The sequence below is a fragment of the Roseomonas aerilata DSM 19363 genome (genome assembly GCF_000711725.1).
In the GTDB taxonomy this organism is placed as follows: Bacteria; Pseudomonadota; Alphaproteobacteria; order Acetobacterales; family Acetobacteraceae; genus Roseomonas; species Roseomonas aerilata.
The window spans coordinates 70,596-95,209 of the sequence record NZ_JONP01000015.1; the positions used below are offsets into that span (position 1 = coordinate 70,596).

A 24,614-nucleotide genomic window follows, 5' to 3' on the forward strand; every position below is an offset into this window, starting at 1 on the left:
GATGTATGTCGCGGTTAAAGGCGGCGAGGCCGCCATCGCCAATGCCCATGCCTGGCTGGCCGAGGAGCGGCGCGGCGACGCCAGCCTGCCGGAGGTCGGCACCGACGCGATCCGGGAGCAGCTCACCCTCGCCGTGGACCGCGTGATGGCGGAGGGCTCCTGCTACGACCCCGATCTCGCAGCCCTGGCGATCAAGCAGGCGCGCGGCGACCTGATCGAGGCGATCTTCCTTCTCCGGGCCTATCGCACCACGCTGCCGCGCTTCGGCGCCTCCGCGCCGATCGACACGGGGGCAATGACGGTGCGGCGGCGCGTCTCCGCCACCTACAAGGACCTGCCGGGCGGGCAGGTGCTCGGGCCGACCTTCGACTATACCCACCGCCTGCTTGACTTCGCCCTCGCGGCGGAGGGGCTGACGCCGCCGGCGGCGGCCGAGACCGACCCCGGCGAGGACGCCGCTCCGCCCCGCGTCACTGGGCTGCTGGCCGCGGAGGGGTTGATGGCTGCGGAGGAAGCCTCCGACGCGGAGCCGGGCGACCTGACGCGCACGCCCGTCACCTTTCCCGCCGGAAGGCCCTTGCGGTTGCAGAACCTGGCGCGCGGGGACGAGGGCTTCCTTCTCTCCATGGCCTATTCCACCCAGCGCGGCTACGGCAACAACCACCCCTTCGTGGGAGAGCTGCGCCAGGGCGACCTCGCCGTGTGCTTCACGCCGCCGGAACTGGGCTTCGAGATCGAGATCGGCGACCTCGTCGTTACCGAGTGCCAGATGGTGAACCAGTTCCACGGCTCCCGGACGGAGCCGCCGCAGTTCACCCGGGGCTACGGCCTCGTCTTCGGCCGCACGGAGCGGCGGGCCATGGCCATGGCGCTGATGGACCGGGCGCTGCGGGCGGCGGAGCTGGGCGAGGACGTGGAAGCACCGGCGCAGAACGAGGAATTCGTTCTTTCGCATTCCGACAACGTGGAGGCGACAGGCTTCCTCGAGCACCTGAAGCTGCCGCACTACGTCGATTTCCAGAGCGAGCTGGAATCCGTTCGCGCCATGCGGGCCGCGGTGGAGGCGGAGCGGCAGCGCGCGCCCGCGCAGGCTGCCGCGCGGCAATTCGAGACCGAGGGAGCCGGCGGATGAGCGGCTACAATTTTGCCTACCTGGACGAGGCGACGAAGCGGATGATCCGCCGCGCGCTGCTGAAGGCGGTCGCGGTGCCCGGCCACCAGGTTCCCTTCGGCTCCCGCGAGATGCCGCTGCCCTATGGCTGGGGCACGGGCGGCATCCAGGTGACGGCGAGCGTGATCGGTGCGGACGACACGCTGAAGGTCATCGACCAGGGCGCGGACGACACCACCAATGCCGTCTCCATCCGCCGCTTCTTCGCCCGCGTGGCACCGGGGCTGCGCACTACCGAGCGCACGGCGGAGGCGACGGTGATCCAGACCCGCCACCGCATCCCCGAGACGCCGCTTCGGGAGGGGCAGGTGCTCGTCTACCAGGTGCCGCAGCCGGAGCCGCTTTTCCGGTTGGAGCCGCGGCGGGCGGAGACACGCCGGCTGCACGCGCTGGCGGATTATGGGCTGATGCAGGTGAAGCTCTACGAGGACATCGCGCGCCACGGGCGGGTCGGCTCCTCCTACGACCACCCCGTCATGGTGAACGGGCGCTACCTCATGTCGCCCTCGCCAATCCCCTCTTTTGACAACCCGAAGATGCACCGTTCCGCCGCGCTCCAGCTCTTCGGCGCGGGGCGGGAGCGGCGCCTCTACGCGGTGCCGCCCTATACGGAGGTGCGGAGCCTCGACTTCGAGGACCATCCCTTCGTGCCGCTGCGCGCGAATGGCCGCTGCTCCCTCTGCGGCGCGGGGGACAGCTATCTCGACGAGGTGGTGACGGACGACCGGGGAGGGCGAATCTTCGTCTGCTCCGATACGGATTTCTGCACCGAACGGCAGACCATGCGGGAGGCCGCGGAATGAGCGACGGGCCCATTCTCTCGGCACGTGACGTGTCGATCGCCTTCGGCGCGGTGCGGGCGGTGGACGGCGTCTCGCTCGACCTCTGGCCGGGCGAGGTCCTCGCCATCGTCGGCGAGTCGGGTTCGGGCAAGTCGACGCTTCTGCGGCTGCTCGCCGGCGAGGCTCGGCCCGATGCGGGAACCGTGCTCTACCGCGACCCCTCCGGTGCGACGCTGGACGTGCACGGGATGGGCGAACCCGCGCGGCGGCGCCTGGCGCGCACCGAATGGGGCTTCGTTCACCAGGACCCGCGCGACGGGCTCCGGCTGGCCGTCTCGGCAGGGGGCAATGTCGGGGAGCGGCTGATGGCCAGCGGTGCCCGCCATTACGGCGATATCCGCGCCGAGGCCGCCCGATGGCTGGAGCGGGTGGAGATCCCGGCGGCTCGGATTGACGACGCGCCCCGGCTCTTCTCCGGCGGCATGCGGCAGCGGCTGCAGATCGCGCGCACCCTCGTTACCCGCCCGCGCCTCGTCTTCATGGACGAGCCGACCGGCGGGCTCGACGTTTCCGTCCAGGCCCGGCTGCTCGACATGATCCGCGCCCTGGTGGCCGATCTCGGGATCGCGGTGATCCTCGTGACCCACGACATCGCCGCCGCGCGGCTGCTGGCGCACCGGCTCGTGGTGATGCGCCATGGGCGCGTGGTGGAGGAAGGCTTGACCGATCGGGTGCTGGACGACCCGCGGCACCCCTACACGCAACTCCTCGTCTCCTCGGTGCTCGCGGCATGAGCTGGACTCTGAAGGCCGAAGGGTTGGCCAAGGGATTCACCCTGCACCTGCAGGGCGGCGTCGAGATCCCCGTGCTGCGCGACGCGGCGCTGGAGGTCTCCCCGGGGGAGTGCGTGGCGCTTTCCGGTCCCTCGGGCGCCGGCAAGTCCACGCTGATGCGGTTGCTGCAGGGGAACTACGGCGCCGATGCGGGGCGCATTCTTCTCCGCCGCCCTGATGGGAGTGTGGCGGACCTGGCGGGTGCCTCACCGCGCGAGGTGATCGCGCTCCGGCGGGACACGATCGGCCATGTCTCGCAATTCTTGCGCGTGATCCCCCGTGTTCCTGCTGTGGACATCGTGTCGGAGCCGCTGGTCGCGCGCGGCATCCCTCGCGAGGAGGCGCGCGTCCACGCCTCGGCCCTGCTGCACCGCTTGAACCTGCCGGAGCGGCTGCATGCCCTCCCGCCCGCCACCTTCTCGGGCGGGGAGCAGCAGCGCGTGAACCTCGCGCGGGGCTTCGTGGCGGATTTTCCGCTCATGCTGCTCGACGAGCCCACCGCGAGCCTCGACGCGGCCAACCGTGAAGTGGTGATCGCCCTCATCGGCGAGGTCAAGGCGCGGGGAGCGGCCCTCGTCGGTATCTTCCACGATGCGGAGGTGCGCGACCGCGTGGCGGACCGGGTCCTCGATGTGGCGCCGCTGCAGGAGGCAGCGTGACCGGCGTGCTGGTGGCGGTTGTCGGCCCTTCCGGCGCCGGCAAGGACACGCTGATGGAGGCGGCCCGCGCGGCCCTGGCTGGCGACGAGCGGATCACCTTTATCCGCCGCGCCGTAACCCGCCCTGCGGAGGCCGGCGGGGAGGATCACCTTCCGCTCTCGCGCGAGGCCTTCATCGCTGAGCGTGAGGCCGGCGGCTTCGCGCTTTGGTGGGAGGCGCACGGGCTTCTCTATGGCCTGCCGCGCGCGGCGCTGGAAGAGGCGGTGGCTTCCGGACGGGTCGCGGTCGCTAACCTCTCCCGGCGGGTGCTGGGCGAGGCGGCGGCGCGCCACCCGCTGCGGGTGCTGGAGATTACGGCCTCGCCCGCCACCCTCGCGGCCCGCCTCGCCGCCAGGGGTCGGGAAAGCGCGGCCGATGTCACCCGCCGGCTCTCGCGCCAGGTGCCGCTGCCGGCGGGTCTACCGGTGGAGACGGTGGTGAACGACGGCAGCGTGGAAGCCGGCGCGGAGCGGGTGGTCCGGGTGCTCCGGGGCGGCCGGGCCTAGCCGGCCAGCCCCGCGCGCAGTCGGCTGGAGATCGCGTCGATCACGGCAACGGCGACCAGAATCAGCAGCACGATGAAGGAGACGACGCCCCATTCGAGGGTGCGGATCATCTCTGACAGCATCAGCCCGATCCCGCCCGCGCCGACGATGCCGATGATGGTGGAGGAGCGCGTGTTGCTCTCGAACATGTAGAGCACGTGGCCGGCCATCACTGGCAGCACGGCCGGCAGCACGCCGAAGCGGATGCCAGCGAGCTTGCCGCCGCCCGTGGAGGTGACACCCTCCACCGCCCGGCGGTCAGCGGCCTCGATCGCTTCGGAGAAGAGCTTACCGAAAGTGCCGATATCGCCCGTCGCGATGGCGAGCACGCCGGCGAAGGGGCCGAGGCCGACGACGCTCACCCAGATCAGCGCCCAGATCAGCGCATCGATGCCACGGATGCTGTCGAGCGCGCGGCGGGAGAGAAAATGCACCAGCCGCCCGGCCGAGGTGTTGCGGGCCGCGAGGAAACTGAGCGGAAAGGCGATGCCTGCGGCGAGAAGCGTGCCGAGGAAGGCAATGGCCAAGGTCTCCCCAAGGCCGCGCAGGATCAGCAGGGCTCGCGAGGTGGTGCCAGGATCCGGCGGCAGCATCAGCCCGAGGAATTGCAGGAGCTGGCCAAAGCCGCCCGCAATGCGGCCGGGTGAGAACTCGAGCCGCCACAGGCCGAACACGAGGAGTCCGAGGGCGGCAGCGATGAGCAGCACAGTCTGGACCCGCGCGCCGGTGATGCGGCGGAAAACCTCCGGGTGGCGGGCGGCAAGGCCTGTGCGGTCGGCAAGCGCGGCCTCGCGCAAGGTGAGGACGGGCGACGCGCTCATGCGCCGCGCTCCATGGACCCGATCAGGCTGTGGCGCAGGCGTTCGGTGCCGAGGTCGATGATCATGACCGTCACGATGATGAGCAGGAGGATGGCCGCGACGTCGTTATAGTAGAACTTGCGGATGGCCTCGATCAGGTCCTGTCCGATGCCGCCCGCGCCGACGAAGCCGAGTACCGAGGCCTGACGCACGTTCACCTCGAAGCGCAGCAGGGCGTAGCTCGCGAAGTTGGGCAGCACCTGGGGCAGCGCGGCAAAGCGCACCATGGCTGCCCAGGACGCACCGGCCGCCACCGCGCCGTCCACCGGCTTGGGGTCGATGTTCTCCACCACTTCGGAGAAGAGCTTGCCGAGTGCGCCCATGCTGTGGATCGCGATGGCGAGAACGCCCGGCACTGGCCCCAGCCCGAAGGCGATGACGAAGATCAGCGCGAAGACGATATCCGGCACGGTGCGGCAGAATTCGAGCAAGCGCCTGGCCGTCCCGCGGATCCACGGGTTCGGCACAAGGTTCGCGGCCGCGACGAAGGAGAGGAGGAAACCGCCGATCGCGCCGAGAGCCGTGCCGACATAAGCGATCAGCAGGGTGTCCGCGAGCAGCAGGCCCCATTTCCTCCAGCCCCAGAACCACTCGCCGGGATCAGTCCATACCCGACCGCCGCCGGCTTCCAGCCTGGTGATGCGGTCGAAATACCCGAAGAAGTCACCGAGATGCTTCCAGAGCCTCGCGGGATCGACCTCGGCGACGTGACCGGCCAGGAGAGTGAGGGCTGCGATCGTGACCGCAAGGATCAGGGCGCGGCGCCGCGGCGCCTGGCCGGAGGCACGGTATCCATCCAGCAGCTCGGCAAGTCGCGCGTTGGGAAGAGGGGGAAGGGTGGTGGCCAGGGGACCGGCTTTCTCAAGATGGACCGACCGCCCCGGCCGGAATGCCGGGGCGGCGGGCCCGGGCTGCTAGCCGCGGCGGCGCAGGTTGTCGACGAAGCGGTTCAGCTCGATGATCGGGTCGTAGGCGGCATTGTCCACGGCCATCAGCGGGCCCTGCTTGCCCTCGTAGATCGCATCGAAGGCCTTCTTGTCGGCGGTCGCCAGCTCCAGCACCGCGGTGCGGATGGCGGACTTGAGGTCATCCGGCAGGGCGTTGAGATAGGCCATCGGCGAGTTCACGATCTGGTCGGACCTGAAGACGATGCGGAAGTCCTCGGCCTTCACCATCCCCTTGCGGGCCATGCGAAGCAGGTTGCTCTCCTGCTCGTCGTTCCACCAGTTCGCGCACATGTCGACGGTGCCCTGGTTGAGCGCGATCACCGCGTTCTCGTGGCTGCCGGTGTAGACGACGCGGCCGAAGAACTGCTCGGGCGTGATGTTCATCTTGTTGAGGGCAAAGCGCGGCACGTTGTTGCCGGAGGTGGAGTTGGGGTCCACGAGGCCCAGGTTCTTGCCACGGAGGTCCTCGACGCGCTGATAGGGGCTGTCCTTCTTCACGTAGAAGACGGAGTAGTAGCCCTTGGTGCCGTCGAGGTTCGTCTCGATCGCGAAGGCCGTGATCTGCGAGCCCGTCATCAGCGCGCGCGCGAAGGAGGAGGGGCCATAGGAGGCGATGTGCACGTTGCCCGAGCGCTGGCCTTCGATCACCGCCGCGTAGTCGTTGGCGATGCGCAGCGTCACCTTCGTGCCGAGGCGGCGCGAGAGGTAGTCGATGAACGGGCCGTAGCGTTCCGTCACGCCGGAGGCGTTCTCGGAGGGGATGATCGCGAAGACGAGCTCGGGGTAGCGGGAGGCCCAGGGCGCGGCGCCCTGCGCGCGCAGGACCGAGGGGGCAGCCAGCAGCGCGGCCGTGGCGCCCAGCAGGGCGCGGCGATGGGTGATCATAATGACCTCTCTCGTGTCGGCGGGCGGGGGCCCGTCAGGTGGCGGCCAGGAAAGGGACCGCGGAGGGATGGGCCGGTGCAGATGGCGCCGCGTCCATCACCTCGGCGGCCTCCAGGCCGTAGAGTTTGCGAGCGGCATCGGCGTCGAGCGCATCCGGTGGCCCATCGAAGACCAGGCGCCCGGCCGAGAGGCCGACGAGCCGGTCGCAGTAGCGGCGCGCGATATCGAGCGAGTGAAGGTTGCAGAGGACGGTGATGCCGTAGTCGCGGTTGATGCGCGCAAGGGCGTCCATGACCAGCCCCGTGTTGCGCGGGTCCAGCGAGGCGATCGGCTCGTCCGCGAGGATGATCTCAGGTTCCTGCACCAGGGCACGCGCAATGGCGACGCGCTGCTGCTGGCCGCCGGAGAGATGTTCGGCCCGCTGCGCCGCGAGTTCGGCGATGTCGAAGCGTTCCAGGGCGGAGAGGGCAATAGCGCGGTCCGCATCGGACCACAGGCGCAGGAGCGAGCGGTGCGCGGGCACCTTGTTCAGCCGCCCGACGAGGACGTTGGTGAGCACGTCCAGCCGTCCCGAGAGGTTGAAGCCCTGGAAGACCATCGCACAGCGCGCCCGCCAGTCCCGCAACGCCCGCCCGCGCAGCGCCGAGACATCGGCGCCGTCCCAGAGGATGCGTCCCGCGCTTGGCTCGGCCAGGCGGTTGACCATGCGGAGCAGGGTAGACTTTCCCGCTCCAGAACGGCCGATCACGCCGACAAAGGCGCCGCGCGGCACCTCGAGGCACATGTCGTCCACGGCGACGCGGTCGCCGAAGCGCCGGGTCAGTCCTTCGATCACCAACATGGTGGGCGGCTTAGTGAGGGCGACTGACGCGGCGATGACGGCGCGGTGAAGGAATGATGACAGAGGCCGCCGCCGCAGCGCCGCTCAGACCGTACTGGCCTCCGGACCCGCGACGACGCCCTCGTCGTGCAGCCGGCCAATTGCGGCGCCGGACAGGCCGAGCACCTCGGCCAGCACGGCGTCGGTATGCTCCCCGAGGCGCGGCGAGGGGGAGGGGGGCCGGCGCCCATGCGTGCCCTCAAACCCCAGCGGCGCCGCTGGTGTCAGGACCGTGCCGATCCCTGGCTGCGTCACCTCGGCGAAAAGCGGATTTGCCGCGGAGCAGCGGGGGTCCTCGCGCACGAGCTGGCCGAAATCCTGGTAAGGGCCCCAGAGGACACCGCTGCCCGCGAAGGCCGCGGTGACCTCTGCGAGGCTGCGCGCGGCGAACCAGGGCTCCAGCACGGCGGCAATGGCGTGCCGGGCCTGGAAGCGGCCGCCCTCGTCGTCGAGGTCCACCTCCATCATCGGGCCGATCATGGCGAGCTTCGCCGCGAGGCCGGTCGCCTTGCCGATCGCCCGCCACTGGCGGTTGGAGATGGCGCAGAGGAAGGCCCGGCGCCCGTCCGACGTCTCGAAGTCGCGTCCAAAGGCACCGTAGAGATCATTGCCCATGGGTGGGCGGACGGTGCCGTTGACCTGAACCTCCGCGACATAGCCAAGGTTGGCGACCGAGGCGAGCATGACATCCGAGAGCGCCAACGTGATCTCCTGGCCCTTGCCGTCGCGCCGCCGCGCCCTCTCGGCCGCGAGGAGACCGGTGCAGAGGTAGAGCCCTGCCGCGATGTCCCAGGCCGGGAGAACGTGGTTGATCGGCGTCGTGTCGGACCCGGTGGCGATGGGGAAGCCGCTGGCGCAATTGACGGTGTAATCCACCGCCCCCGTGCCGTCGTGGTTGCCGGTCAGGCGCAGCATGATGAGGTCCTGCCGCCTGGCACGGAGCGTCTCGTAGTCCATCCATCCGCTGGCCGGGAGGTTGGTGAGGAGGATGCCCGCGTCCTCCCCGGGGGAGGCGATCAGCGCCTGGGCAATCTCCCGACCCTCGGGGCGGTTGAGGGCGATCTGCACCGAGCGCTTCGCCTTGTTCAGGCTCGACCAGTAGAGGCTCGCCCCGCTTGGCGCGAGCGGCCAGCGGCGGTAGTCGATGTTGCCGCCGATCGGGTCGATGCGGATCACCTCGGCGCCGAGCTGCGCGAGGGTCATCCCGCCCAGGGGTGCGGCGATGAAGGCCGAGACCTCGACCACGCGCAGGCCGGACAGGATGGGCGGGGAACCAGCCATGCGTTGGCCTGCCTCTCACTCGGGGAAGGGGGCCGTTCCGCCCTTCGGGACGGGGCGCGGCGCCAGAGTTTGGCGCAGCCCTTCCCCAGGGGACAACAGGCCCGGCGCGAGAGGGGTCCGCGGAAGAGTACGGCACATGCGCCCCGCCTGCCCGGACCCGCAGCTTAACGCCGGGCAAGGTTGAACCGGGAAGGCTTGGAAAAGTGATGCGACTGGGGTGATCTTCCGCCCTACGGGACAATCAAAGATCGTGAGACGGCTCATCTCAGAGGGGCCAGGAGGAAGTCCATGCACCGTGGTTTCGGCAGCCTCATCCACGGCCGCGCCCCCGTTGCGCCGCTTCCCGCCCGCGGCGCTCCCGGTCGCCGCGAGCTTCTTGCCCTGGCTGGAACACTCGCCGGCCCCTCCATCGCGCGAGCGCAGGACACTGGAGGATACCCGTCGCGGCCGATCCGGGTGGTGGTCGGCTTTGCAGCGGGCGGGCTGGCCGATATCACCGTGCGGGTCATTGGGGAGGCGCTGTCGCAGCGGCTGGGCCAGCAGGTGGTGATCGACAACCGGCCGGGCGGCGCCGGCACGCCGGCCGCCATGGCCGTGGTTCCGGCCGCGCCGGACGGGCACACGCTGGCCATCCTGAGCACCGGCAACGCCATCAACAAAACCCTCTTCCGGCACCTGCCCTACGATCCCGTCACGGATTTCACGCCCGTGTCGGGCCTCGCAAATTTCGACCTGCTGCTGCTCGTCGCCGCCAACTCGCGGCTGCGCAGCGTGGCGGACGTGCTCGCCGCCAAGCGGGAGGGCTTGGCCATCGGCACGATCAGTCCCGGCAGCACGCAGAACCTCGCGGGGGAATGGCTGCGCGTCGCGGCCGGGATGGACGCGACCATCGTCCCCTATCGCACGACGGCGGATGTGCTGACGGCGGTGCAGCGGGACGACGTGCAGTTGGGGTTCGAGACCTACGCCACGGCGCGCAGCCTGCTGGAAGGCGGTCAGCTTCGCGCCGTCGGCAGCACCGGCTCCAGCCGGTCCAGCCTTCTTCCGGATGTGCCGACCCTGCGGGAGAGCGGGCTGGCCGATTACGCGGTGGTGGGATGGAACGCGCTCTTTGCCCCCGCGCGCACGCCGAAGCCCGTTGTCGACCTGCTGAACCGGCACGTGACGGATGTGCTGCAAACGGGGGAGATCCGGAAGCGCCTGCTCGACCTCGGCATCGAGCCCGCGCCGGGCACGGCGGAGTCCATGGGGGAGCGGCTTCGCCAGGATGTCGCGACATGGGCGAGCGTGATCGAGAAGGCTAATATTCAGCGGCAGTAGAACCCGCTGCGGAGGAAACACTGGGATGAGCGATCTCTCCTTGCCGCGCCGCGCGCTGCTGGGCGCGACCGGTGCGGCGCTGGCCCGCCCGGCGCTGGCGGCGGGCTACCCCGACCGCGCGATCCGGCTCGTCGTGCCGTTCCCGCCGGGCGGGACGGTGGACGTCACCGCCCGGCCTATCGCGGCCGCCGTCTCCGACCTGCTGGGCCAGCCCATCGTCATCGACAACCAGCCCGGCGCGGGCGGCAATGTCGGCACGCAGCGCGTCGCGCGCGCGGCGGCGGATGGGTATACGCTGCTCTTCACCGCGCCCAACCACACGATCAACCCGGGGCTCATGCCCAATGCGGGGTTCGACGCGCAGAAGGACTTCGCGCCGATTTCCCTCTGCGCGCAGATCCCGGAGATCCTTGTCTGCCACAAGGACGCGCCCTTCCGGACCTTCCAGGAATTCGTCGCCTATGCCCGCGCCCACCCGCGCGAGCTGACCTATTCCTCCGCCGGTATCGGCTCGCACCCGCATGTGACAATGGAGCTGCTGCTGCACCGGCTGGGCCTCGATGTGCTGCACGTCCCCTATCGCGGTGCGGCGCCGGCCTTCACGGATCTGGTGGCGGGCCGTGTGCAGCTGAAGCTCGACTCCTACGCCACCTCCGCCGCGCAGATCGCGGCCGGGGCCATCCGCGTGCTCGCGATCGCGAGCGCCCAGCGCTCCCCGGCGGCACCTGACGTGCCGACGATCGCGGAAATGGGCCTGCCGGGCTTCGAAGGAATTCTCTGGATGGGTTACCTCGCGCCCGCCGGGACGCCGACGGACGCGGTGAACCGAGTCGCCAGGGCGGTGCGGGACGCGGTGCGCTCACCCTCGGTGGCGGGCGTTCTCTCCCAGCAGGGAGTCGAGGCTGTGGGCAGCACGCCCGAGGAATTCGCCGTCCGGATCGCGAAGGAGATCCCCCAGTGGCGCGACGTGATCCGCGACGCGAACATCCGACCGGAGTAGAAGAATGAGCCCGCCGCTGACGCCCCCGCCGGACCCGAACCCGAAGGCACCAAAGCTGCGCTGCCCGCCCGGCTCCGTGGACTGCCAGATCCATCTCTTCGGGCCCGCCACCGAGTATCCCTTCGATCCCGGGAGCAAATACGTCTCCGAGGACATGCTGCCGGAGGAGTCCATCCGCATCCAGGACATCCTCGGGCTGGACCACGCTGTTATAGTCAGCGGCGGGGGGTACGGGATGGATACGCGTCACCTCTGCGACACGTTGCGGCGCTTCCCTGATCGCTTCCGCGGCGTGGCGCTGCTGCCCGCGGAGACATCGATGGCGGAAATGGAGCGACTGCACGGGCTGGGCGTGCGCGGCACCCGCTTCGTCAGCCCGCGCCACGGCACGCACCTGCCGCAGATATCCGAGCGGGTGGCCGCCATGGCCGCCGAGCTGGGCTGGGTGACCCAGTTCTATCCCGGCCAGGGCGAGCTGGAGAGTTTCGCGGATCGCCTGCTCGCGCTGCCCGGGCGCATCGTTCTCGACCATTTCGCGGCCATTCCAGCGGCGGGAGGAACCGATCAGCCGGCCTTCCGGACCTTGCTGCGGATGCTCGACACCGGGCGGGTGTGGGTGCGGATATCCGGTCCGATGCGCTGCACGAAGGAGGACTTCCCCTATCCCTCCGTTACGCCGATCGCGCAGGCGCTGGTGGCCCATGCCCCGGAGCGGCTGGTATGGGGCTCGGACTGGCCGCATGTGAACATGGCCGGTCGCGTCATGCCAAATGACGGCGACCTGCTGGACCTCATGCTCGAATGGGTGCCGGATGAGGCGGTGCGCAACCGCATCCTCTCGGACCAGGCACGGGCGCTTTACGATTTCCCTTCACCAAAGAGGGCCTGACCGGCCTCAGTCGCTGAAATAGAGGCGGAGCGGGGTTTCGCCGGCGATCTGCTGGCGGACCCGCTCGTCCGGCACCCATTCGGCGAGGGTGGCGACGGCGTCGGCGTAGGTCACGCGGTCTTCGAAGGCAGCAAAGGGCCAGTCGCTTCCCCAGACGAGGCGCTCGCCGCCGGCGACGCGCAGCAGGGCGGCCGCGTAGTCGCGCGCCGCCTCTGGCGAGGGCATGCGGTAGCCCGCCGAGATCTTCACCCAGGTATTGCCACGCTCCACCGCCGCGAGCATGGCCCTGAAGCCGGGCGAGTTCACGCCTTCGGCGGGGTCCGGGCGCCCGAAATGGTCGATCACGAGCTTTACGCCCGCCTCTTCCGCGCCCTCGATCACCGCGGGCAGGTCGTGGCTCTCGGCGAGGACGTGCACGTGCCAGTCGAGGTCCCGCACGCGGCGGAGCAGGCGCCGGTATTCCGGGGATTTCAGGTCGGGCGGGCTGGCAACGTGCCGGTAGAAGATCCGGATGCCGACGATGCCGTCCTCCTTCATCCTCTCCATGCGGTAGAAATCCGCCTCGGGCGGGAGGATGACGGTGCCGCGCAAGCGCTTGTGCCGGCGCGTCGCACGGATCGTGTAGTCGTTGTACTCGCCGTACATGCTGGCGGCAGCGATGACGCCGAAGGCGACGCCGTGCGCGTCCATGATCTCAAGGAAGCCTTCCGCCGTCGCGTCGAAAGGCGGCTGGTGCCAGGCGCTCGCCACGCGCGGCATGTCCGTCGTGTAGAGATGGAAGTGGCAGTCGATGATCGGGTGCGTGGTCATGCGGTTGGGCCTTGCCCCTCCCCAGCTTGCGCCGGCGTCCTGGGCGGCGTGTGGGGGGACTAGACCAGCACCGGCTTTCCGCAGCAAGGCGGTGGGCCGCGGAGGGGCGGTCTGGTGCGCCTCGTCCGGACCGGGATGGCGGATGGGGTGGGATTCGAACCCACGGTGAGGTTGCCCCCACGGCGGTTTTCAAGACCGCTGCCATAGACCGCTCGGCCACCCATCCGGACAGGCGGGCACGGCGCCTGAACGGCACCTTGCGCGTTGCGGGTTACACCCGTGGCGGTGCCAAGGAAACCACCTGCGGCGACCGCCGTCGCTGGGCCGAGCCGCTCCGCCGCCACGAACGGCCGGGAAGTTCGTGCGGGGCCCAGCCCTCCGTTGCCCCGGGCGGCCGAAAATGGCACCTCTGCCGGCATGAACCGCCCTGGCCGCCGGTCCGTCCTCGCCTTTCCCCTCCTCATGCTGGCTGGGCCGGCGCTCGCGCAGACGGAGGGATTCGACAGCTTCCTCGACGGGGTTCGCGTCGAGGCGCGGCGGGCCGGGATTTCGGCGGCGACCCTTCAGCGGGCGCTCGGCAGCATCCGCCCGGTGGACCGCGTGATCGAGCTGGATCGGCGCCAGCCCGAGAGTAGCCTCACCTGGGAGGCGTACCGGGACCGCATTGTCAACCAGACGCGGATCGACAATGGCCGTCGCGCCTATGCCGACAACCGCGCGCTTCTCGACTCGCTGCAGGACCGCTTCCGCGTGCCTGGCCGGGTCATCGTGGCGATCTGGGGGATGGAGACGAATTACGGCACGAACACGGGCGGCTTCGGCGTGGTGGAGGCCCTGGCGACGCTCGCCTGGGAAGGGCGAAGGGCGGCCTATTTCCGGGGCGAGCTGATCTCGGCACTCCGCATCATCGAGGCCGGGCATGTCACGCCGGAGCGGATGCGCGGCTCCTGGGCCGGGGCCATGGGGCAGCCGCAGTTCATGCCGAGCAGCTTTGAGCGCCTGGCGGTGGACGCGGACGGTGACGGGCGAAAGGATATCTGGGACAGCCGAGCGGACGCGCTGGGTTCCATCGCCAATTATCTCGCCCGCTCCGGCTGGCGGGAGGAGGAGCGATGGGGGCGCGAGATACGCCTGCCGGATGGCTTCGACACCGCGACCGCCACGCGGGAGAACGTCCGGCCGCTGCGGGAATGGGCGCGGCAGGGCCTCGTCTTCACGGACGGCACCGCCTTGCCGGCGAGCGACACGGGGGGCGCGGTGCTGATCCCCGGGCTGCCGAACGGCGGCACCCAGGCCTTCCTCGTTCTCAGCAATTTCAACGCCATCCGGCGCTACAACCCCTCGAACTTCTACGCTCTGGCGGTCGGGCTGCTCTCGGACCGCGTGGCGTGAGTCGCGGACTGGCGCGCGGGGTACGGCTTCTCCCGCTCATCCTTCTCAGCGGCTGCTGGAGCGCGGAGGCGCCTGTGCCAGCGGGAGAGCCGCGCTACGTGGTCGGCGAGGCCTATCAGCTGCGGGGCCGGTGGTACTACCCGCGGGAGGATTTCGGCCTCGTCGAGGCGGGGCTCGCCTCGGTGGCGGCCGACTCACGGTCGGGGCGCCGGACCGCCGATGGCGAGGTGCACGACCCCGCCGCGCTCATGGCGGCCCATAGGACGCTTCAGATTCCAGCTGTGGTCGCAGTGACCAATCTCGAGAACGGGCGCACGCTCCAAGTGAGGGTGAACGACCGCGGCCCCGCTGATCCCGGGCGGGTGGTGGAGCTATCCCGACGCGCGGGCGAACTCCTCGGCATCGCGCCCGGCCGGCCGGCCCAGGTACGGCTGGCGGTGCAGGGCGATGCCTCGCGCGCGCTGTCCGCGGGGCTGCCCGTGCCGGAGGGGCTGCGCCCGCGTATCGAGGCAGCGCCGACGGGAGGCGTCGAGCGTGAGACGCTGGCCCCACCCCCCGGCGCAAGGCAGGCCGACCGGGTGAGAGAGGGCAGGGGGCCCGTTCTGGCAGTGGCGGAGACGGGGCCGGGAAGAGCCAACGCGGCCGCGGTGCTGCCGGAGCGAGTGGTTCAGGGCTCTCCGGCGCCGGGGCGCCTCTTCGTCGAGGGAAGCAGCTTCTCCAGCCGGGCTGCGGCGCAGCGGCAGGCGGTGCGGATGGGTGGCGCGCGCATTGAGGCCACCGGCCCGGCGCGGCAGCCGGAGTGGCGCGTGCGCCTCGGCCCCTTCCTCGATCCGGCAGAGGCGGACAGGGCGCTCGACGGCGCCCTGCGCGCTGGCGTATCGGAGGCGCGGATCACCGTGGACTAGGGGCCGCCGCCTGTGCCTGGATGGCGGCGGGGATTTGGGGGCGTGAAGATGCCGAAGCGTCGGGACATGATCGGGGCGGTCGCCGCCATCGGTCTTGCCGGGGGAGTGCTGTCCGGGGAGGCGAGGGCCCAGGCCCGCCCGCGCCCGGCCCGAGGGCCCGCGCCCCCGCCGCCGGGCAGCCCGGCGAGCACGCCTCTCGGCCCCGTGGACACCGCCGCGCGGCTCGCGCTGATCGTCGACGCCGATACGGGCGCGGTGCTGCTCGAGAAGAACGCGGACGAGCGCATGCCGCCCTCTTCAATGTCGAAGCTGATGACGATGTACGTCGTCTTCGACCTGCTCAAGCAGGGGCGGCTGACCATGGAGCAGGAGTTGCCGGTCAGCGAGCGCGCCTGGCGGATGGGCGGCAGCAAGATGTTCGTCCAGCTCGGCACCAGCGTGAAGGTGCAGGACCTTATCCGCGGCGTGATCATCCAGTCCGGCAACGACGCCTGCATCGTGCTGGCCGAGGGGATCGCGGGCAGCGAGACCCAGTTCGCGGAGATGCTGAACGACTATGGCCGCAAGATCGGCCTGACCGCGAGCAGCTTCCGCAACGCGACCGGCTGGCCGGATCCAGAGCATCGGATGACCTGCCGCGATCTCTCGATCCTCGCGCGGCGGCTGATCAACGACTTCCCGGAGTACTTCCGTATCTATTCCGAGCGGAGTTTCGTCTGGAACAACATCACGCAGGAGAACCGGAACCCGCTGCTCGGCCGCGTCGCCGGGGCGGACGGGCTCAAGACCGGCCATACGGATGAAGCCGGCTACGGCCTGACCGGCACCGCCAAGCGCGGCGACCGCCGGCTGATCCTCGTCGCAAACGGGCTGTCGAGCATGGCGGCGCGGCGGGAGGAGACCGAGCGGCTGATGGAGTGGGGCTTCCGCGAGTTCGAGAACGTGGCCCTTTTCCGCGCCTCCGACACGATCGAGGAAGCACCGGTTTATCTCGGGGAGCGGCTGAAGGTGCCGCTGGTGGGCGGGCGCGACGTGGTGCTGACCCTGCCGAAGCAGTGGCGGCGCAGCCTGCAGGTGAGGCTCCGCTACGACAGCCCGGTGCCCGCGCCGATCGCGAAGGGGCAGGAACTGGGCAAGCTGGAGGTCTCGGGCGCGGGGGTGCCGCCGATGTCCGTGCCGCTGCTGGCCGGGGTGGACGTGCCGAAGCTTGGGCTGATCCCGCGCATCCCGGCAGTGCTGGGGCGGCTCGTCAGTGGCGCCTGAGGGCAGCCGGGGACGCTTCATCACGCTGGAGGGCGGCGAGGGGGCGGGCAAGACGACCCTCTCCCGCGCTCTCTCGGCACGCCTCGCTGAGGAAGGCGTGCCGGTGCTGCGGACCCGCGAACCCGGCGGCGCGCCCGGGGCGGAGGCGGTGCGCGGGCTGATTCTGGGGCAGGGGCCCTGGGACCCGGTGGCCGAGGCGATGCTGCACTTCGCCGCGCGCCGGGAGCACGTGGCGCGCACCATCGCGCCCGCGCTGGAAGCCGGGATCTGGGTTGTCTGCGACCGCTTCGCCGACAGCACCCTTGCGTATCAGGGCGCGGGGCAGGGGTTGTCGCGGGAGGTATGGGAGCGGCTCTGCGACCTCGCGCTAGGATCGCTGAGGCCGGACCTGACCCTCGTCCTCGACCTTCCGCCGGAGAGGGGCATGGGCAGGGCGCTCCAGCGCGGGGATGCCAACCGCTACGAGTTGCAGGACGCGGATTTCCACGCCCGGGTGCGCGCGGCCTTCCTCGCGATCGCGGCGGCGGAGCCGGACCGCTGCGCCGTGCTCGACGCTTCCCGCCCGCCGTTGGAGGTCCTCGACGCGGCCCTCGACCTAGCGCTCGCCGCATGAGCCCTCCTCCCGAACCCCGCGCCAATCCCGCACTCTACGGCCATGATCAGGCGGCGGCGGCGTTGCGTGACGCGGCGCTGTCTGGCCGGATGCATCACGGCTGGCTGCTGGCCGGGCCCGAGGGGGTCGGCAAGGCGACGCTCGGCTGGCGCTATGCGCGCTGGATGCTCGCGGGCATGCCGCGCGCGGTCACGCCAGGCGAGGCGCCGCTCTTTCTCCCGCCGGCCGAGCCGATCTTCTCCCGCGTCGCGGCTGGCGCCCATGCGGACCTTCGGGCGCTGGTCCCCGGCACCGGAGAGAAGGGCAAGAAGGTGATGATCCGGGTGGAGGAGGTGCGCGAGCTGACGCGCTTCCTCGCCATGACGCCGGCCGAGGGCGGCTGGCGCGTCGTGGTCATTGAGACGTTGGAGGCGATGAACGAGGCGGCGCAGAATGCCCTCCTCAAGACGCTGGAGGAACCGCCGCCGCGGGCCGTGCTGGTGCTGACCACCTCCGCGCCAGACCGGTTGCTGCCGACCATCCGCAGCCGCGTGCGGCGCCTGGACCTTTTTCCTCTGGAAGCGCCGCTGATGGACGAGGTGCTGGAGCGCTGGCTGCCAGAGATGGGGGAGGGGGACCGCGCGGCCCTTGCGCGCCTCTCCGGCGGCAGCCCAGGGCGCGCCCTCGTGCTCGCAGAGGGCGAGGGGCTGGCCATGGCGCGGGAGGTGGAGGGATTCCTCGCCCGCTTGCCCCGCCCGGACCCCACGGAACTGCACGCGCTGGCCGACCGCCTGGCGGCGAAGCGGGACGGCAGCGCCTTCGTCACCTTCATGGCCCTGCTGCGCGCCAGTCTGGCCGCGGCGCTGCGCGGGGCCGCGCGAGGGCAGGGGGCGCCGCCCTGGCTGGCGGGCCGCGGCCTTGCCGACTGGGCGGGGCTGTGGGACATGCTCGGCCGGCTGGCCGATGAGACCGAGACGCTCAACCTGGACCGCAAGCAGGCCGTGCTGACGGGCCTCTCGCGGCTCTCGACCTGACGGACCAGCCGCTATCGGCGCGGGGTCTTGGCATGAGTGAAAGCGGCACGGCGGGAACACGGGGACGTTTCTTCGTCACCACGCCGATCTACTACCTGAACGGCCAGCCCCATATCGGCCATGCCTATACCTCCATCGCGGCCGACGTACTGGCGCGCTGGAAGCGGCTGAGCGGGCACGACGTCTTCTTCCTGACCGGCACGGACGAGCACGGGCAGAAGGTGGAGCAGGCGGCGGTCGCGGCCGGGCTCTCGCCGCAGGAGTTCACGGACCGCCTGGCCGGCGATTTCCGCTCCATGGCGGAGCGCATCGGCATCTCCTTCGACGACTTCATCCGCACGACGGAGGAGCGGCACAAGCGCTCCTGCGCGGCGTTGTGGGAGAAGCTGGCGGCCGGTGGGCACATCTATCTCGGGCACTACGAGGGCTGGTACGCGGTGCGCGACGAGGCCTTCTACGGCCCCGACGAGATCGAGGACCGCAACGGGCAGAAGGTGGCCATCGCTTCCGGCGCGCCGGTGGAGTGGACGCGCGAGCCCTCCTATTTCTTCCGCCTCTCCGACTGGACCGACCGGCTGCTCGCCTTCTACGAGGCCAACCCGGACTTCATGGCGCCGGCCAGCACGCGGCGCGAGGTGGTGTCCTTCGTGCGCGCGGGGCTGCAGGACCTCTCGATCTCCCGCACCTCCTTTAAGTGGGGCGTGCCGGTTCCGGGCGACGAGGCCCATGTGATGTATGTCTGGCTCGACGCCCTGACGAACTACATCACCGCTGCGGGCTATCCGGACACCGGCGCGGACCGGTGGGGCTTTTGGCCGGCCGACGTGCACATGGTCGGCAAGGAGATCACGCGCTTCCATTGCGTCTACTGGCCGGCCTTCCTGATGGCGGCCGGGTTGGAGCCGCCGAAGCGCGTCTATGCCAACGGCTGGCTGACCATCGAGGGGCAGAAGATGTCGAAGTCCCTCGGCAATGGGCTGGACCCGCTGCTGCTGGCCGAGGAGTTCGGGCTCGATCCCCTGCGCTACTACCTCCTGCGGGAGGTGCCCTTCGGCAATGACGGCGACTTCTCCCGCCGGGCGGTCGTCGGGCGGCTGAACAGCGAGCTGGCGAACGACCTCGGCAATCTCGCCCAGCGCAGCCTTTCTCTCATCCAGCGCAACTGCGAGGGGCGCCTGCCCGCGCTGACGGCGCCGACGGAAGCGGACCGGGAGCTGCTCGGGCCGCTGGAGGCGTTGCCGGCCGCGGTCGACGAGGCGATCTCCCGCCAGGCCTTCGGCGAGGCGCTGGAGCGGATCTGGACCGTCGTGCGTCTCGGCAATTCCTGGATCGACGCCCAGAAGCCCTGGTCGCTGAAGAAGACCGATCCCGTGCGGATGGAGGCCGTTCTGCGCAGCCTGCACACGCTGCTGCGGGGCTTGGCCACCATCCTCCAGCCCTTCATGCCCGGAACCATGGCGGCGATGCTCGACCAGCTGGCGGTCGGGGAGGGGGCTCGTGGCCTGTCGGACCTCGCGACTCCCCTGGCCGACGGGACGGCCCTGCCGCCGCCGGCGCCGCTGTTCCGTAAGATCGACGAGGCCGCCTGATGCTTGTCGATAGCCACTGCCACCTCGACTACTTCGGCGAGGAGGAGATCGACGCCGTCATGGACCGTGCCCGCTCGGCCGGCGTCGGGCGGATGGTGACGATCGGCGTGCGGATGGAGCAAGGGGCCGCAGTAAAGGCGCTGGCGGAGCGCTTCCCGGAAGTCTGGGGCACGGTCGGAGTCCACCCGCAGAACGCGGGCGAAGAGGCGATCCCGACTGTGGAGGAGATTGTCGCCCTGGCAGACCACCCGCGGGTGATCGGCATCGGTGAGTCGGGCCTCGACTACTTCTACGACAAGGCCCCGCGCGAGGTGCAGCAGGAGAGCTTTCGCCGGCATATCCGGGCCAGCCAGCAGACGGGCCTGCCGCTGGTGATCCACGCGCGCGACGCCGACGAAGACATCGCGGCGATCCTCGCGGAGGAGCGCGCCGCTGGCGGCGACTTTCCGGCACTGCTGCACTGCTTCTCCTCCACCCGGGCGCTGGCAGAGCAGGTGGTGGCAGACGGGGGCTATGTCTCGCTGTCGGGCATCCTGACTTTCCCAAAGAGCGAGGAACTCCGCGCCATCGCGACGGACCTACCGGAGGACCGGCTGCTTGTGGAGACCGACAGCCCATACCTGGCGCCGGTGCCGCAGCGCGGGAAGCGTAACGAACCGGCGCTGGTGGCCCACACCGCGGCAGTGCTGGCGCGAGTGCGCGGCTGGGATGTCGCGCGCACGGCTGAGGTGACCACCACCAACTTCATGCGTTTGTTCAGCCGATGCCGGTAAGGCTTTGATCTTGAAAATAATACTTCTAGGCTGCGGCGGCTCTGGTGGCGTTCCGCTTTTAGGTGGGGACGATGGCCACGGCGCCTGGGGTGCGTGCGATCCGACCGAACCCCGCAACCGGAGGACACGGTCGAGCATCGTGATCCAGTCTACTGAAGGTCAAACAATTCTCGTGGATGCAGGACCGGACCTGCGGGCTCAACTCCTGAGCCACGGCATCGGGCGGCTGGACGCCGTGCTGTTGACCCATGCTCATGCGGACCACGTCATGGGCTTGGACGAGTTGCGGATCATGAACCGGATTATGGGAAAGGCACTGCCGATCTACGGCACGGCACGGACCTTGGCCGACGTGACCGGTCGTTTCGAGTACGCATTTCGGCCGCCCACACCGGGCTTCTTCCGGCCAGCGCTCGAGGCGGTGGCCGTGGAGCCCGGACAGGTGGTCCGGATGGCGGGGCTCGACGTTCGGCTCTTCTCGCAGGACCACAAGGTCATGGAGACGCTGGGTCTCAGGATCGACGGCTTTGGTTACTCGACGGATGTCGTGGAGATGCCGGAGGCTGGCTTTGAAGCCCTGGCAGGCGTGCGGGACTGGGTGGTGGGCTGCTTTCAGCGTGCGCCGCATCCAGTGCACGCGCATGTCGAGAAGGCGATCGACTGGGCCCGGCGGGTGGGTGCCGCGCGGACGGTGCTGACCCATATGGGCCCAGACTTGGATTGGGCCTGGATGCGCCAGTCGCTGCCGGAGGGCCTGGAGCCTGGTTACGACGGCATGGTGCTGGAGAGCCCCCAAGATGGCGCGTGATTTTTACATAATCTACATTACGCGGTTCGGGGCGGCGCAGGAATGAGCGAGTCCGCTCCCGCCGCCGAGCTGCTGCGCCTGCTCGGAATCATGGCCCGGCTGCGGGCGCCGGACGGCTGCCCCTGGGACCAGGTACAGGATTTCGCCTCCATCGCGCCCTACACGGTCGAGGAAGGACATGAGGTCGCTGACGCCATTGCCCGGCAGGACTGGGCGGGGCTGCAGGACGAGCTGGGCGACCTGCTGCTCCAGGTCGTCTACCACGCGCGCATGGCAGAGGAAGCCGGATGGTTCGCCTTCGCCGACGTGGCAAAATCCATCAATGAGAAGATGATCCGCCGCCATCCTCATGTTTTCGGCGAGGATGCTGCGCGGGATGCCGCACAGCAGACTGCTGCCTGGGAGGTCCAGAAGGCCGCCGAGCGTGCCTCTCGCGCGGAGACGGGCACGCTGGCAGGGGTTTCGGGCAACCTCCCTTCCCTCGCCCGCGCGGCCAAGCTCACGCGCCGGGCCGCGCGGGTCGGCTTCGACTGGCCGGACGCTGGACAGGTGCTGGACAAGCTGGAGGAAGAGGCGGCCGAGCTTCGGGCCGAGTTGCCCGGCGCCGATCCGGCCCGGCTGGCTGACGAGGTCGGTGACCTGCTCTTCGTCGTCGCCAACCTCGCGCGGAAGCTCGATCTCGATCCCGAGCAATGCCTGCGCGGCGCGAACGCGAAGTTCGAGCGACGCTTCGGCGCCATCGAGGACGGGCTCTCCCGCCAGGGCCGGACCCCAGTCGAGGCGAGCCTGGAGGAGATGGAGGCGCTCTGGACTGCGGCGAAGGCAGCAGAGCGCCGCTAGTCCCCGAGCAGCGCGCCCCAGGCCGCGTCCCAGGAGGACTTGTCCGGCGCGCAGATCAGGCCGCCGGCGCGATCCCGCGCCGGGTCGTAGGCGCTCCCGTCGAAATGGGCGGCGTGGCCACCCGCCTCCTGGTGAACGAGCCAGCCCGGCGCGTGGTCCCAGGGCATCAGGCGATTGTAGAGCGAGACATGAATGTGGCCGCCGGCCAGTAGGCGGTACTCATGGGCGGCGCAGCCGAGCTGCCAAGTCTTCGCCAGTCGTGGTAGCCGGGCGGCGACGTGGCTCTTCAGGGGTTCCGCGAGATAGCCGTAGGAGACGCAGCCGACCATGGCACCGACAGGGGCTGAGGGCGCCACGCGGAGCGGTGCGCTCCGACTGCCATCCGCGGCGGCGAGCCAGGCCCCCTCCCCGCGCGCGGCCATCAGCGTGTCGTCGCCGGTCGGGTCGTGGATCCAGGCGGCCACCACCTCGCCCCGCAGGAAGGCCGCGGCCATGCAGCCGAAGAGCGGCATGCCCGCCGCGAAATTCGCGGTGCCGTCCACGGGATCCACCACGAAGGCGAGTTCCTCGGTCGCCAGCCGGTCGGCGAGGGTAGGATCGGCTGAGCAGCCCTCCTCCCCCACCACCAGGCATCCGGGGAAGGCCCGGGTGAGCGCCGCGGCAATAGCCCGCTCCGCCAGCTCGTCCGCATCCGTCACCATGTCCAACGGTCCGGTCTTGGTCCGGATGTCGGCAGCGGCGAGGCGGCGGAAACGCGGCATGATCTCCGTGCGCGCCGCCTCGCGCAGGATGGCGTCCACGGCCAGGAGGCCCGCGGCGTCGAGGCCCTTCACGCTGCGCCGCGCTGGGCGAAGCGGGCGAGATCCGTGGGCGAGAGGCGGACGGAAAGGCGGATCGCGTCCTCCTCATCGTTGCGCTCGATGACCTCGCCGTGCTGGTACAGCCAGGCAAGGCCCGCGCCGTCGCCAGGCTCGAGCGTGAAGGCTTCGGTGACGTAGCCAGCCGCCACACGCTCATCAAGCATGGTGCGAAGCGGCTCCAGCCCCTCCCCCGTCAGCGCCGAGACCGGGACGGAGGAGGCGGTCGCCGGCGGCGGCCCTTCCAGCAGGTCCGTCTTGTTCAGCACCTCGATGACGCGCGACTCCCAGTCCTCGTCCAGCGGGGCGTCATCGCCGGAGGCAAGGTCGTTCAGCACGCCGATCACATCGGCCCGCTGGGCGGCGCTGTCCGGATGGGCGATGTCTCGCACGTGCAGGATCACATCCGCGGCCGCGACCTCCTCCAGCGTGGCGCGGAAGGCCTCCACCAGCTGCGTTGGCAGCTCGGAGATAAAGCCGACCGTGTCCGACAAGATGACGGTGCGCCCGGAGGGCAGGCGGATCGCGCGCATGGTCGGGTCCAGCGTCGCGAAGAGCTGGTCCTGCGCGTAGACGCCCGCACCGGTCAGGGCGTTGAAGAGGGTGGACTTGCCCGCGTTCGTGTAGCCGACGAGCGCGACGATCGGGTAGGGCACCTTGCCGCGCTGCTTGCGGTGCAGGCCGCGGGTGCGGCGCACCTGCTCCAGCTCCTTCTTCAGCTTGACGATGCGCTCGTCGATCAGGCGCCGGTCGATCTCGATCTGCGATTCACCGGGGCCGCCGAGGAAGCCGAAGCCGCCGCGCTGCCGCTCAAGGTGGGTCCAGGACCGGACGAGGCGGGTCCGCTGATACGAGAGGTGCGCCAGCTCAACCTGCAGCGAGCCCTCCCGCGTGCGGGCGCGCTCGCCGAAGATCTCGAGGATCAGACCGGTGCGGTCGATGACCTTGCAGCCCCAGGCGCGCTCGAGGTTGCGCTGCTGCACCGGGCTGAGTGCGGCGTCCACCACGACGACCTGCACGCCGTGCTCCGCCATGGCGGCGCGGGCTGCCTCCACCTGCCCCTCGCCGAGCAGGGTGCTCGGCCGGCGGGCGCGGAGGGGAAAGATGGCGGTGTGGACGATGGCCACACCGATCGAGGCGGCCAGCCCAACCGCCTCGGCCAACCGTGCCTCGGCGGCGCGGGTGGCGCCCCTTCCATCGGGGATGCCGTGGGGTCGCTCCCATGGCAGGATGACAGCGGCCGGGGTCGGCCCCGCCGGATCAGTCGTGGCTTCCGACAGGGCTCGGCTCGCGGGGCGTGAGGGTCATGGTGGTCTCGCGGACTGGGGCGCCGCCCTGGGTCGGTGCCTGGGCACCGGCGGAGGAGGCGTCGAAGAGCATGATAGGCGCGCCCGGCATCACCGTGCTGATGGCGTGCTTGTAGACGAGCTGCGTGTGCCCGTCGCGGCGCAGAAGCACCGAGAAGTTGTCGAACCAGGTGATGATCCCCTGGAGCTTCACGCCGTTGACGAGGAAGACCGTGACCGGGGTCTTGCTCTTGCGGACATGGTTCAGGAACACGTCCTGAACGTTCTGGGACTTGTCGGCAGCCATGGGCTGATGTCCTTCTTTTCGTGTTCCACCCGGCTTTGCCGTGGCGGATGAAGGGTGCGGTTCTTTT

The 24,614-nt window shown here is 70.2% G+C and carries 26 protein-coding genes and 1 tRNA gene; 17 read left to right on the top strand and 10 right to left on the bottom strand.

Annotation, left to right across the window (positions count from 1 at the left end; translation table 11 throughout):
- The first annotated feature begins 1 nt into the window (after window position 1).
- From BO39_RS17690 to phnN, 5 genes are read left to right on the top strand one after another with little or no spacing between them, the layout of a single operon-like run.
- Window positions 2–1,132: a carbon-phosphorus lyase complex subunit gene (locus BO39_RS17690; protein WP_043835839.1), complete on the top strand. Its 1,131-nt coding sequence runs from the start codon at window positions 2–4 to the stop codon at window positions 1,130–1,132.
- On the top strand, window positions 1,129–1,974 hold the full coding sequence (locus tag BO39_RS17695; RefSeq protein ID WP_043835840.1) for an alpha-D-ribose 1-methylphosphonate 5-phosphate C-P-lyase PhnJ: 846 nt from the start codon (window positions 1,129–1,131) through the stop codon (window positions 1,972–1,974). Before BO39_RS17690 ends, BO39_RS17695 begins: the two co-directional genes overlap by 4 nt.
- Entirely contained in the window at window positions 1,971–2,747 is a 777-nt protein-coding gene (gene phnK / locus BO39_RS17700) for a phosphonate C-P lyase system protein PhnK (protein ID WP_043835841.1), read from the top strand. Before BO39_RS17695 ends, phnK begins: the two co-directional genes overlap by 4 nt.
- The gene (phnL, locus tag BO39_RS17705) at window positions 2,744–3,445 is read left to right on the top strand and encodes a phosphonate C-P lyase system protein PhnL (RefSeq protein ID WP_043835843.1); all 702 of its coding nucleotides are present in this window, start codon (window positions 2,744–2,746) and stop codon (window positions 3,443–3,445) included. The genes phnK and phnL overlap by 4 nt, the downstream gene beginning before the upstream one ends.
- Window positions 3,442–3,990: a phosphonate metabolism protein/1,5-bisphosphokinase (PRPP-forming) PhnN gene (phnN, locus tag BO39_RS17710; RefSeq protein ID WP_043835846.1), complete on the top strand. Its 549-nt coding sequence runs from the start codon at window positions 3,442–3,444 to the stop codon at window positions 3,988–3,990. The genes phnL and phnN overlap by 4 nt, the downstream gene beginning before the upstream one ends.
- Here phnN and phnE (BO39_RS17715) read toward each other — a convergent pair.
- The 5 genes from phnE (BO39_RS17715) to BO39_RS17735 form a co-directional block, all read right to left on the bottom strand.
- Window positions 3,987–4,850: a phosphonate ABC transporter, permease protein PhnE gene (phnE, locus tag BO39_RS17715; RefSeq protein WP_052402254.1), complete on the bottom strand. Its 864-nt coding sequence runs from the start codon at window positions 4,848–4,850 to the stop codon at window positions 3,987–3,989. The two genes, phnN and phnE (BO39_RS17715), sit on opposite strands and share 4 nt — an antisense overlap.
- Entirely contained in the window at window positions 4,847–5,737 is an 891-nt protein-coding gene (phnE, locus tag BO39_RS17720) for a phosphonate ABC transporter, permease protein PhnE (protein WP_043835848.1), read from the bottom strand. The genes phnE (BO39_RS17715) and phnE (BO39_RS17720) overlap by 4 nt, the downstream gene beginning before the upstream one ends.
- Window positions 5,738–5,803: 66 nt before the next feature.
- Window positions 5,804–6,721 carry a phosphonate ABC transporter substrate-binding protein gene (phnD, locus tag BO39_RS17725; protein ID WP_043835849.1) on the bottom strand — a complete coding sequence of 306 codons (918 nt, stop codon included), beginning with the start codon at window positions 6,719–6,721 and terminating at the stop codon, window positions 5,804–5,806.
- A 34-nt stretch (window positions 6,722–6,755) separates the two neighbouring features.
- Window positions 6,756–7,562, bottom strand: coding sequence for a phosphonate ABC transporter ATP-binding protein (gene phnC / locus BO39_RS17730; protein ID WP_043835850.1), 807 nt, complete (start codon window positions 7,560–7,562; stop codon window positions 6,756–6,758).
- 84 nt (window positions 7,563–7,646) lie between these two features.
- Window positions 7,647–8,882, bottom strand: coding sequence for a CoA transferase (locus BO39_RS17735; protein ID WP_043835852.1), 1,236 nt, complete (start codon window positions 8,880–8,882; stop codon window positions 7,647–7,649).
- 288 nt (window positions 8,883–9,170) lie between these two features.
- Between BO39_RS17735 and BO39_RS17740 the strand changes: the two genes are divergently transcribed.
- The 3 genes from BO39_RS17740 to BO39_RS17750 are packed head-to-tail and all read left to right on the top strand — an operon-like array spanning window position 9,171 to window position 12,091.
- The gene (locus tag BO39_RS17740; protein ID WP_052402255.1) at window positions 9,171–10,202 is read left to right on the top strand and encodes a Bug family tripartite tricarboxylate transporter substrate binding protein; all 1,032 of its coding nucleotides are present in this window, start codon (window positions 9,171–9,173) and stop codon (window positions 10,200–10,202) included.
- 25 nt (window positions 10,203–10,227) lie between these two features.
- Window positions 10,228–11,202, top strand: a complete 975-nt coding sequence (locus tag BO39_RS17745; RefSeq protein ID WP_043835854.1) for a tripartite tricarboxylate transporter substrate binding protein — start codon at window positions 10,228–10,230, stop codon at window positions 11,200–11,202.
- Window positions 11,203–11,206: 4 nt separating this feature from the next.
- Window positions 11,207–12,091: an amidohydrolase family protein gene (locus tag BO39_RS17750; RefSeq protein ID WP_043835856.1), complete on the top strand. Its 885-nt coding sequence runs from the start codon at window positions 11,207–11,209 to the stop codon at window positions 12,089–12,091.
- Window positions 12,092–12,097: 6 nt separating this feature from the next.
- On the opposite strand, the gene BO39_RS17755 is transcribed toward BO39_RS17750, so the two are convergent.
- Both BO39_RS17755 and BO39_RS17760 read right to left on the bottom strand, forming a co-directional pair.
- On the bottom strand, window positions 12,098–12,901 hold the full coding sequence (locus BO39_RS17755; RefSeq protein WP_043835859.1) for an amidohydrolase family protein: 804 nt from the start codon (window positions 12,899–12,901) through the stop codon (window positions 12,098–12,100).
- A gap of 136 nt (window positions 12,902–13,037) precedes the next feature.
- A tRNA-Ser gene (locus BO39_RS17760) sits at window positions 13,038–13,127 on the bottom strand.
- Between the two features lie 191 nt (window positions 13,128–13,318).
- Between BO39_RS17760 and BO39_RS17765 the strand changes: the two genes are divergently transcribed.
- The 9 genes from BO39_RS17765 (at window position 13,319) to mazG (ending at window position 22,097) form a co-directional block, all read left to right on the top strand.
- Window positions 13,319–14,293, top strand: coding sequence for a lytic murein transglycosylase (locus BO39_RS17765; RefSeq protein WP_043835964.1), 975 nt, complete (start codon window positions 13,319–13,321; stop codon window positions 14,291–14,293).
- Between the two features lie 74 nt (window positions 14,294–14,367).
- Entirely contained in the window at window positions 14,368–15,198 is an 831-nt protein-coding gene (locus tag BO39_RS17770; RefSeq protein ID WP_156963733.1) for a septal ring lytic transglycosylase RlpA family protein, read from the top strand.
- Window positions 15,199–15,246: 48 nt separating this feature from the next.
- Window positions 15,247–16,461 (top strand): D-alanyl-D-alanine carboxypeptidase family protein, encoded by a 1,215-nt coding sequence (locus tag BO39_RS17775; protein WP_043835966.1) that lies wholly within the window; start codon window positions 15,247–15,249, stop codon window positions 16,459–16,461.
- Window positions 16,451–17,074 (top strand): dTMP kinase, encoded by a 624-nt coding sequence (tmk, locus tag BO39_RS17780; protein ID WP_043835861.1) that lies wholly within the window; start codon window positions 16,451–16,453, stop codon window positions 17,072–17,074. The genes BO39_RS17775 and tmk overlap by 11 nt, the downstream gene beginning before the upstream one ends.
- Window positions 17,071–18,087, top strand: a complete 1,017-nt coding sequence (locus BO39_RS17785) for a DNA polymerase III subunit delta' (RefSeq protein ID WP_043835863.1) — start codon at window positions 17,071–17,073, stop codon at window positions 18,085–18,087. Before tmk ends, BO39_RS17785 begins: the two co-directional genes overlap by 4 nt.
- A 32-nt stretch (window positions 18,088–18,119) precedes the next feature.
- On the top strand, window positions 18,120–19,676 hold the full coding sequence (gene metG / locus BO39_RS17790; protein WP_043835866.1) for a methionine--tRNA ligase: 1,557 nt from the start codon (window positions 18,120–18,122) through the stop codon (window positions 19,674–19,676).
- On the top strand, window positions 19,676–20,449 hold the full coding sequence (locus tag BO39_RS17795; RefSeq protein WP_043835868.1) for a TatD family hydrolase: 774 nt from the start codon (window positions 19,676–19,678) through the stop codon (window positions 20,447–20,449). Before metG ends, BO39_RS17795 begins: the two co-directional genes overlap by 1 nt.
- Window positions 20,450–20,459: 10 nt before the next feature.
- Window positions 20,460–21,257 carry an MBL fold metallo-hydrolase gene (locus BO39_RS17800; protein ID WP_043835967.1) on the top strand — a complete coding sequence of 266 codons (798 nt, stop codon included), beginning with the start codon at window positions 20,460–20,462 and terminating at the stop codon, window positions 21,255–21,257.
- 42 nt (window positions 21,258–21,299) lie between these two features.
- Window positions 21,300–22,097, top strand: a complete 798-nt coding sequence (mazG, locus tag BO39_RS17805) for a nucleoside triphosphate pyrophosphohydrolase (RefSeq protein ID WP_043835870.1) — start codon at window positions 21,300–21,302, stop codon at window positions 22,095–22,097.
- On the opposite strand, the gene BO39_RS17810 is transcribed toward mazG, so the two are convergent.
- From BO39_RS17810 to hfq, 3 genes are read right to left on the bottom strand one after another with little or no spacing between them, the layout of a single operon-like run.
- The gene (locus BO39_RS17810) at window positions 22,094–22,930 is read right to left on the bottom strand and encodes an inositol monophosphatase family protein (protein ID WP_052402256.1); all 837 of its coding nucleotides are present in this window, start codon (window positions 22,928–22,930) and stop codon (window positions 22,094–22,096) included. The genes mazG and BO39_RS17810 overlap by 4 nt on opposite strands.
- Window positions 22,927–24,234, bottom strand: a complete 1,308-nt coding sequence (gene hflX / locus BO39_RS17815; protein ID WP_043835873.1) for a GTPase HflX — start codon at window positions 24,232–24,234, stop codon at window positions 22,927–22,929. The genes BO39_RS17810 and hflX overlap by 4 nt, the downstream gene beginning before the upstream one ends.
- Entirely contained in the window at window positions 24,215–24,547 is a 333-nt protein-coding gene (gene hfq, locus BO39_RS17820) for an RNA chaperone Hfq (protein ID WP_043835875.1), read from the bottom strand. Before hfq ends, hflX begins: the two co-directional genes overlap by 20 nt.
- Between the last annotated feature and the right edge of the window lie 67 nt (window positions 24,548–24,614).

Bases quoted from the DNA above. Each gene is read 5' to 3' on its own strand.
- BO39_RS17690 (WP_043835839.1), top strand. From the start codon at position 2: ATGTATGTCGCGGTTAAAGGCGGCGAGGCCGCCATCGCCAATGCCCAT.
- BO39_RS17695 (WP_043835840.1), top strand. From the start codon at position 1,129: ATGAGCGGCTACAATTTTGCCTACCTGGACGAGGCGACGAAGCGGATG.
- phnK (WP_043835841.1), top strand. From the start codon at position 1,971: ATGAGCGACGGGCCCATTCTCTCGGCACGTGACGTGTCGATCGCCTTC.
- phnL (WP_043835843.1), top strand. From the start codon at position 2,744: ATGAGCTGGACTCTGAAGGCCGAAGGGTTGGCCAAGGGATTCACCCTG.
- phnE (WP_052402254.1), bottom strand. From the start codon at position 4,850: ATGAGCGCGTCGCCCGTCCTCACCTTGCGCGAGGCCGCGCTTGCCGAC.
- phnD (WP_043835849.1), bottom strand. From the start codon at position 6,721: ATGATCACCCATCGCCGCGCCCTGCTGGGCGCCACGGCCGCGCTGCTG.
- phnC (WP_043835850.1), bottom strand. From the start codon at position 7,562: ATGTTGGTGATCGAAGGACTGACCCGGCGCTTCGGCGACCGCGTCGCC.
- BO39_RS17735 (WP_043835852.1), bottom strand. From the start codon at position 8,882: ATGGCTGGTTCCCCGCCCATCCTGTCCGGCCTGCGCGTGGTCGAGGTC.
- BO39_RS17740 (WP_052402255.1), top strand. From the start codon at position 9,171: ATGCACCGTGGTTTCGGCAGCCTCATCCACGGCCGCGCCCCCGTTGCG.
- BO39_RS17745 (WP_043835854.1), top strand. From the start codon at position 10,228: ATGAGCGATCTCTCCTTGCCGCGCCGCGCGCTGCTGGGCGCGACCGGT.
- BO39_RS17750 (WP_043835856.1), top strand. From the start codon at position 11,207: ATGAGCCCGCCGCTGACGCCCCCGCCGGACCCGAACCCGAAGGCACCA.
- BO39_RS17755 (WP_043835859.1), bottom strand. From the start codon at position 12,901: ATGACCACGCACCCGATCATCGACTGCCACTTCCATCTCTACACGACG.
- BO39_RS17765 (WP_043835964.1), top strand. From the start codon at position 13,319: ATGAACCGCCCTGGCCGCCGGTCCGTCCTCGCCTTTCCCCTCCTCATG.
- BO39_RS17775 (WP_043835966.1), top strand. From the start codon at position 15,247: ATGCCGAAGCGTCGGGACATGATCGGGGCGGTCGCCGCCATCGGTCTT.
- BO39_RS17785 (WP_043835863.1), top strand. From the start codon at position 17,071: ATGAGCCCTCCTCCCGAACCCCGCGCCAATCCCGCACTCTACGGCCAT.
- metG (WP_043835866.1), top strand. From the start codon at position 18,120: ATGAGTGAAAGCGGCACGGCGGGAACACGGGGACGTTTCTTCGTCACC.
- BO39_RS17795 (WP_043835868.1), top strand. From the start codon at position 19,676: ATGCTTGTCGATAGCCACTGCCACCTCGACTACTTCGGCGAGGAGGAG.
- mazG (WP_043835870.1), top strand. From the start codon at position 21,300: ATGAGCGAGTCCGCTCCCGCCGCCGAGCTGCTGCGCCTGCTCGGAATC.
- hfq (WP_043835875.1), bottom strand. From the start codon at position 24,547: ATGGCTGCCGACAAGTCCCAGAACGTTCAGGACGTGTTCCTGAACCAT.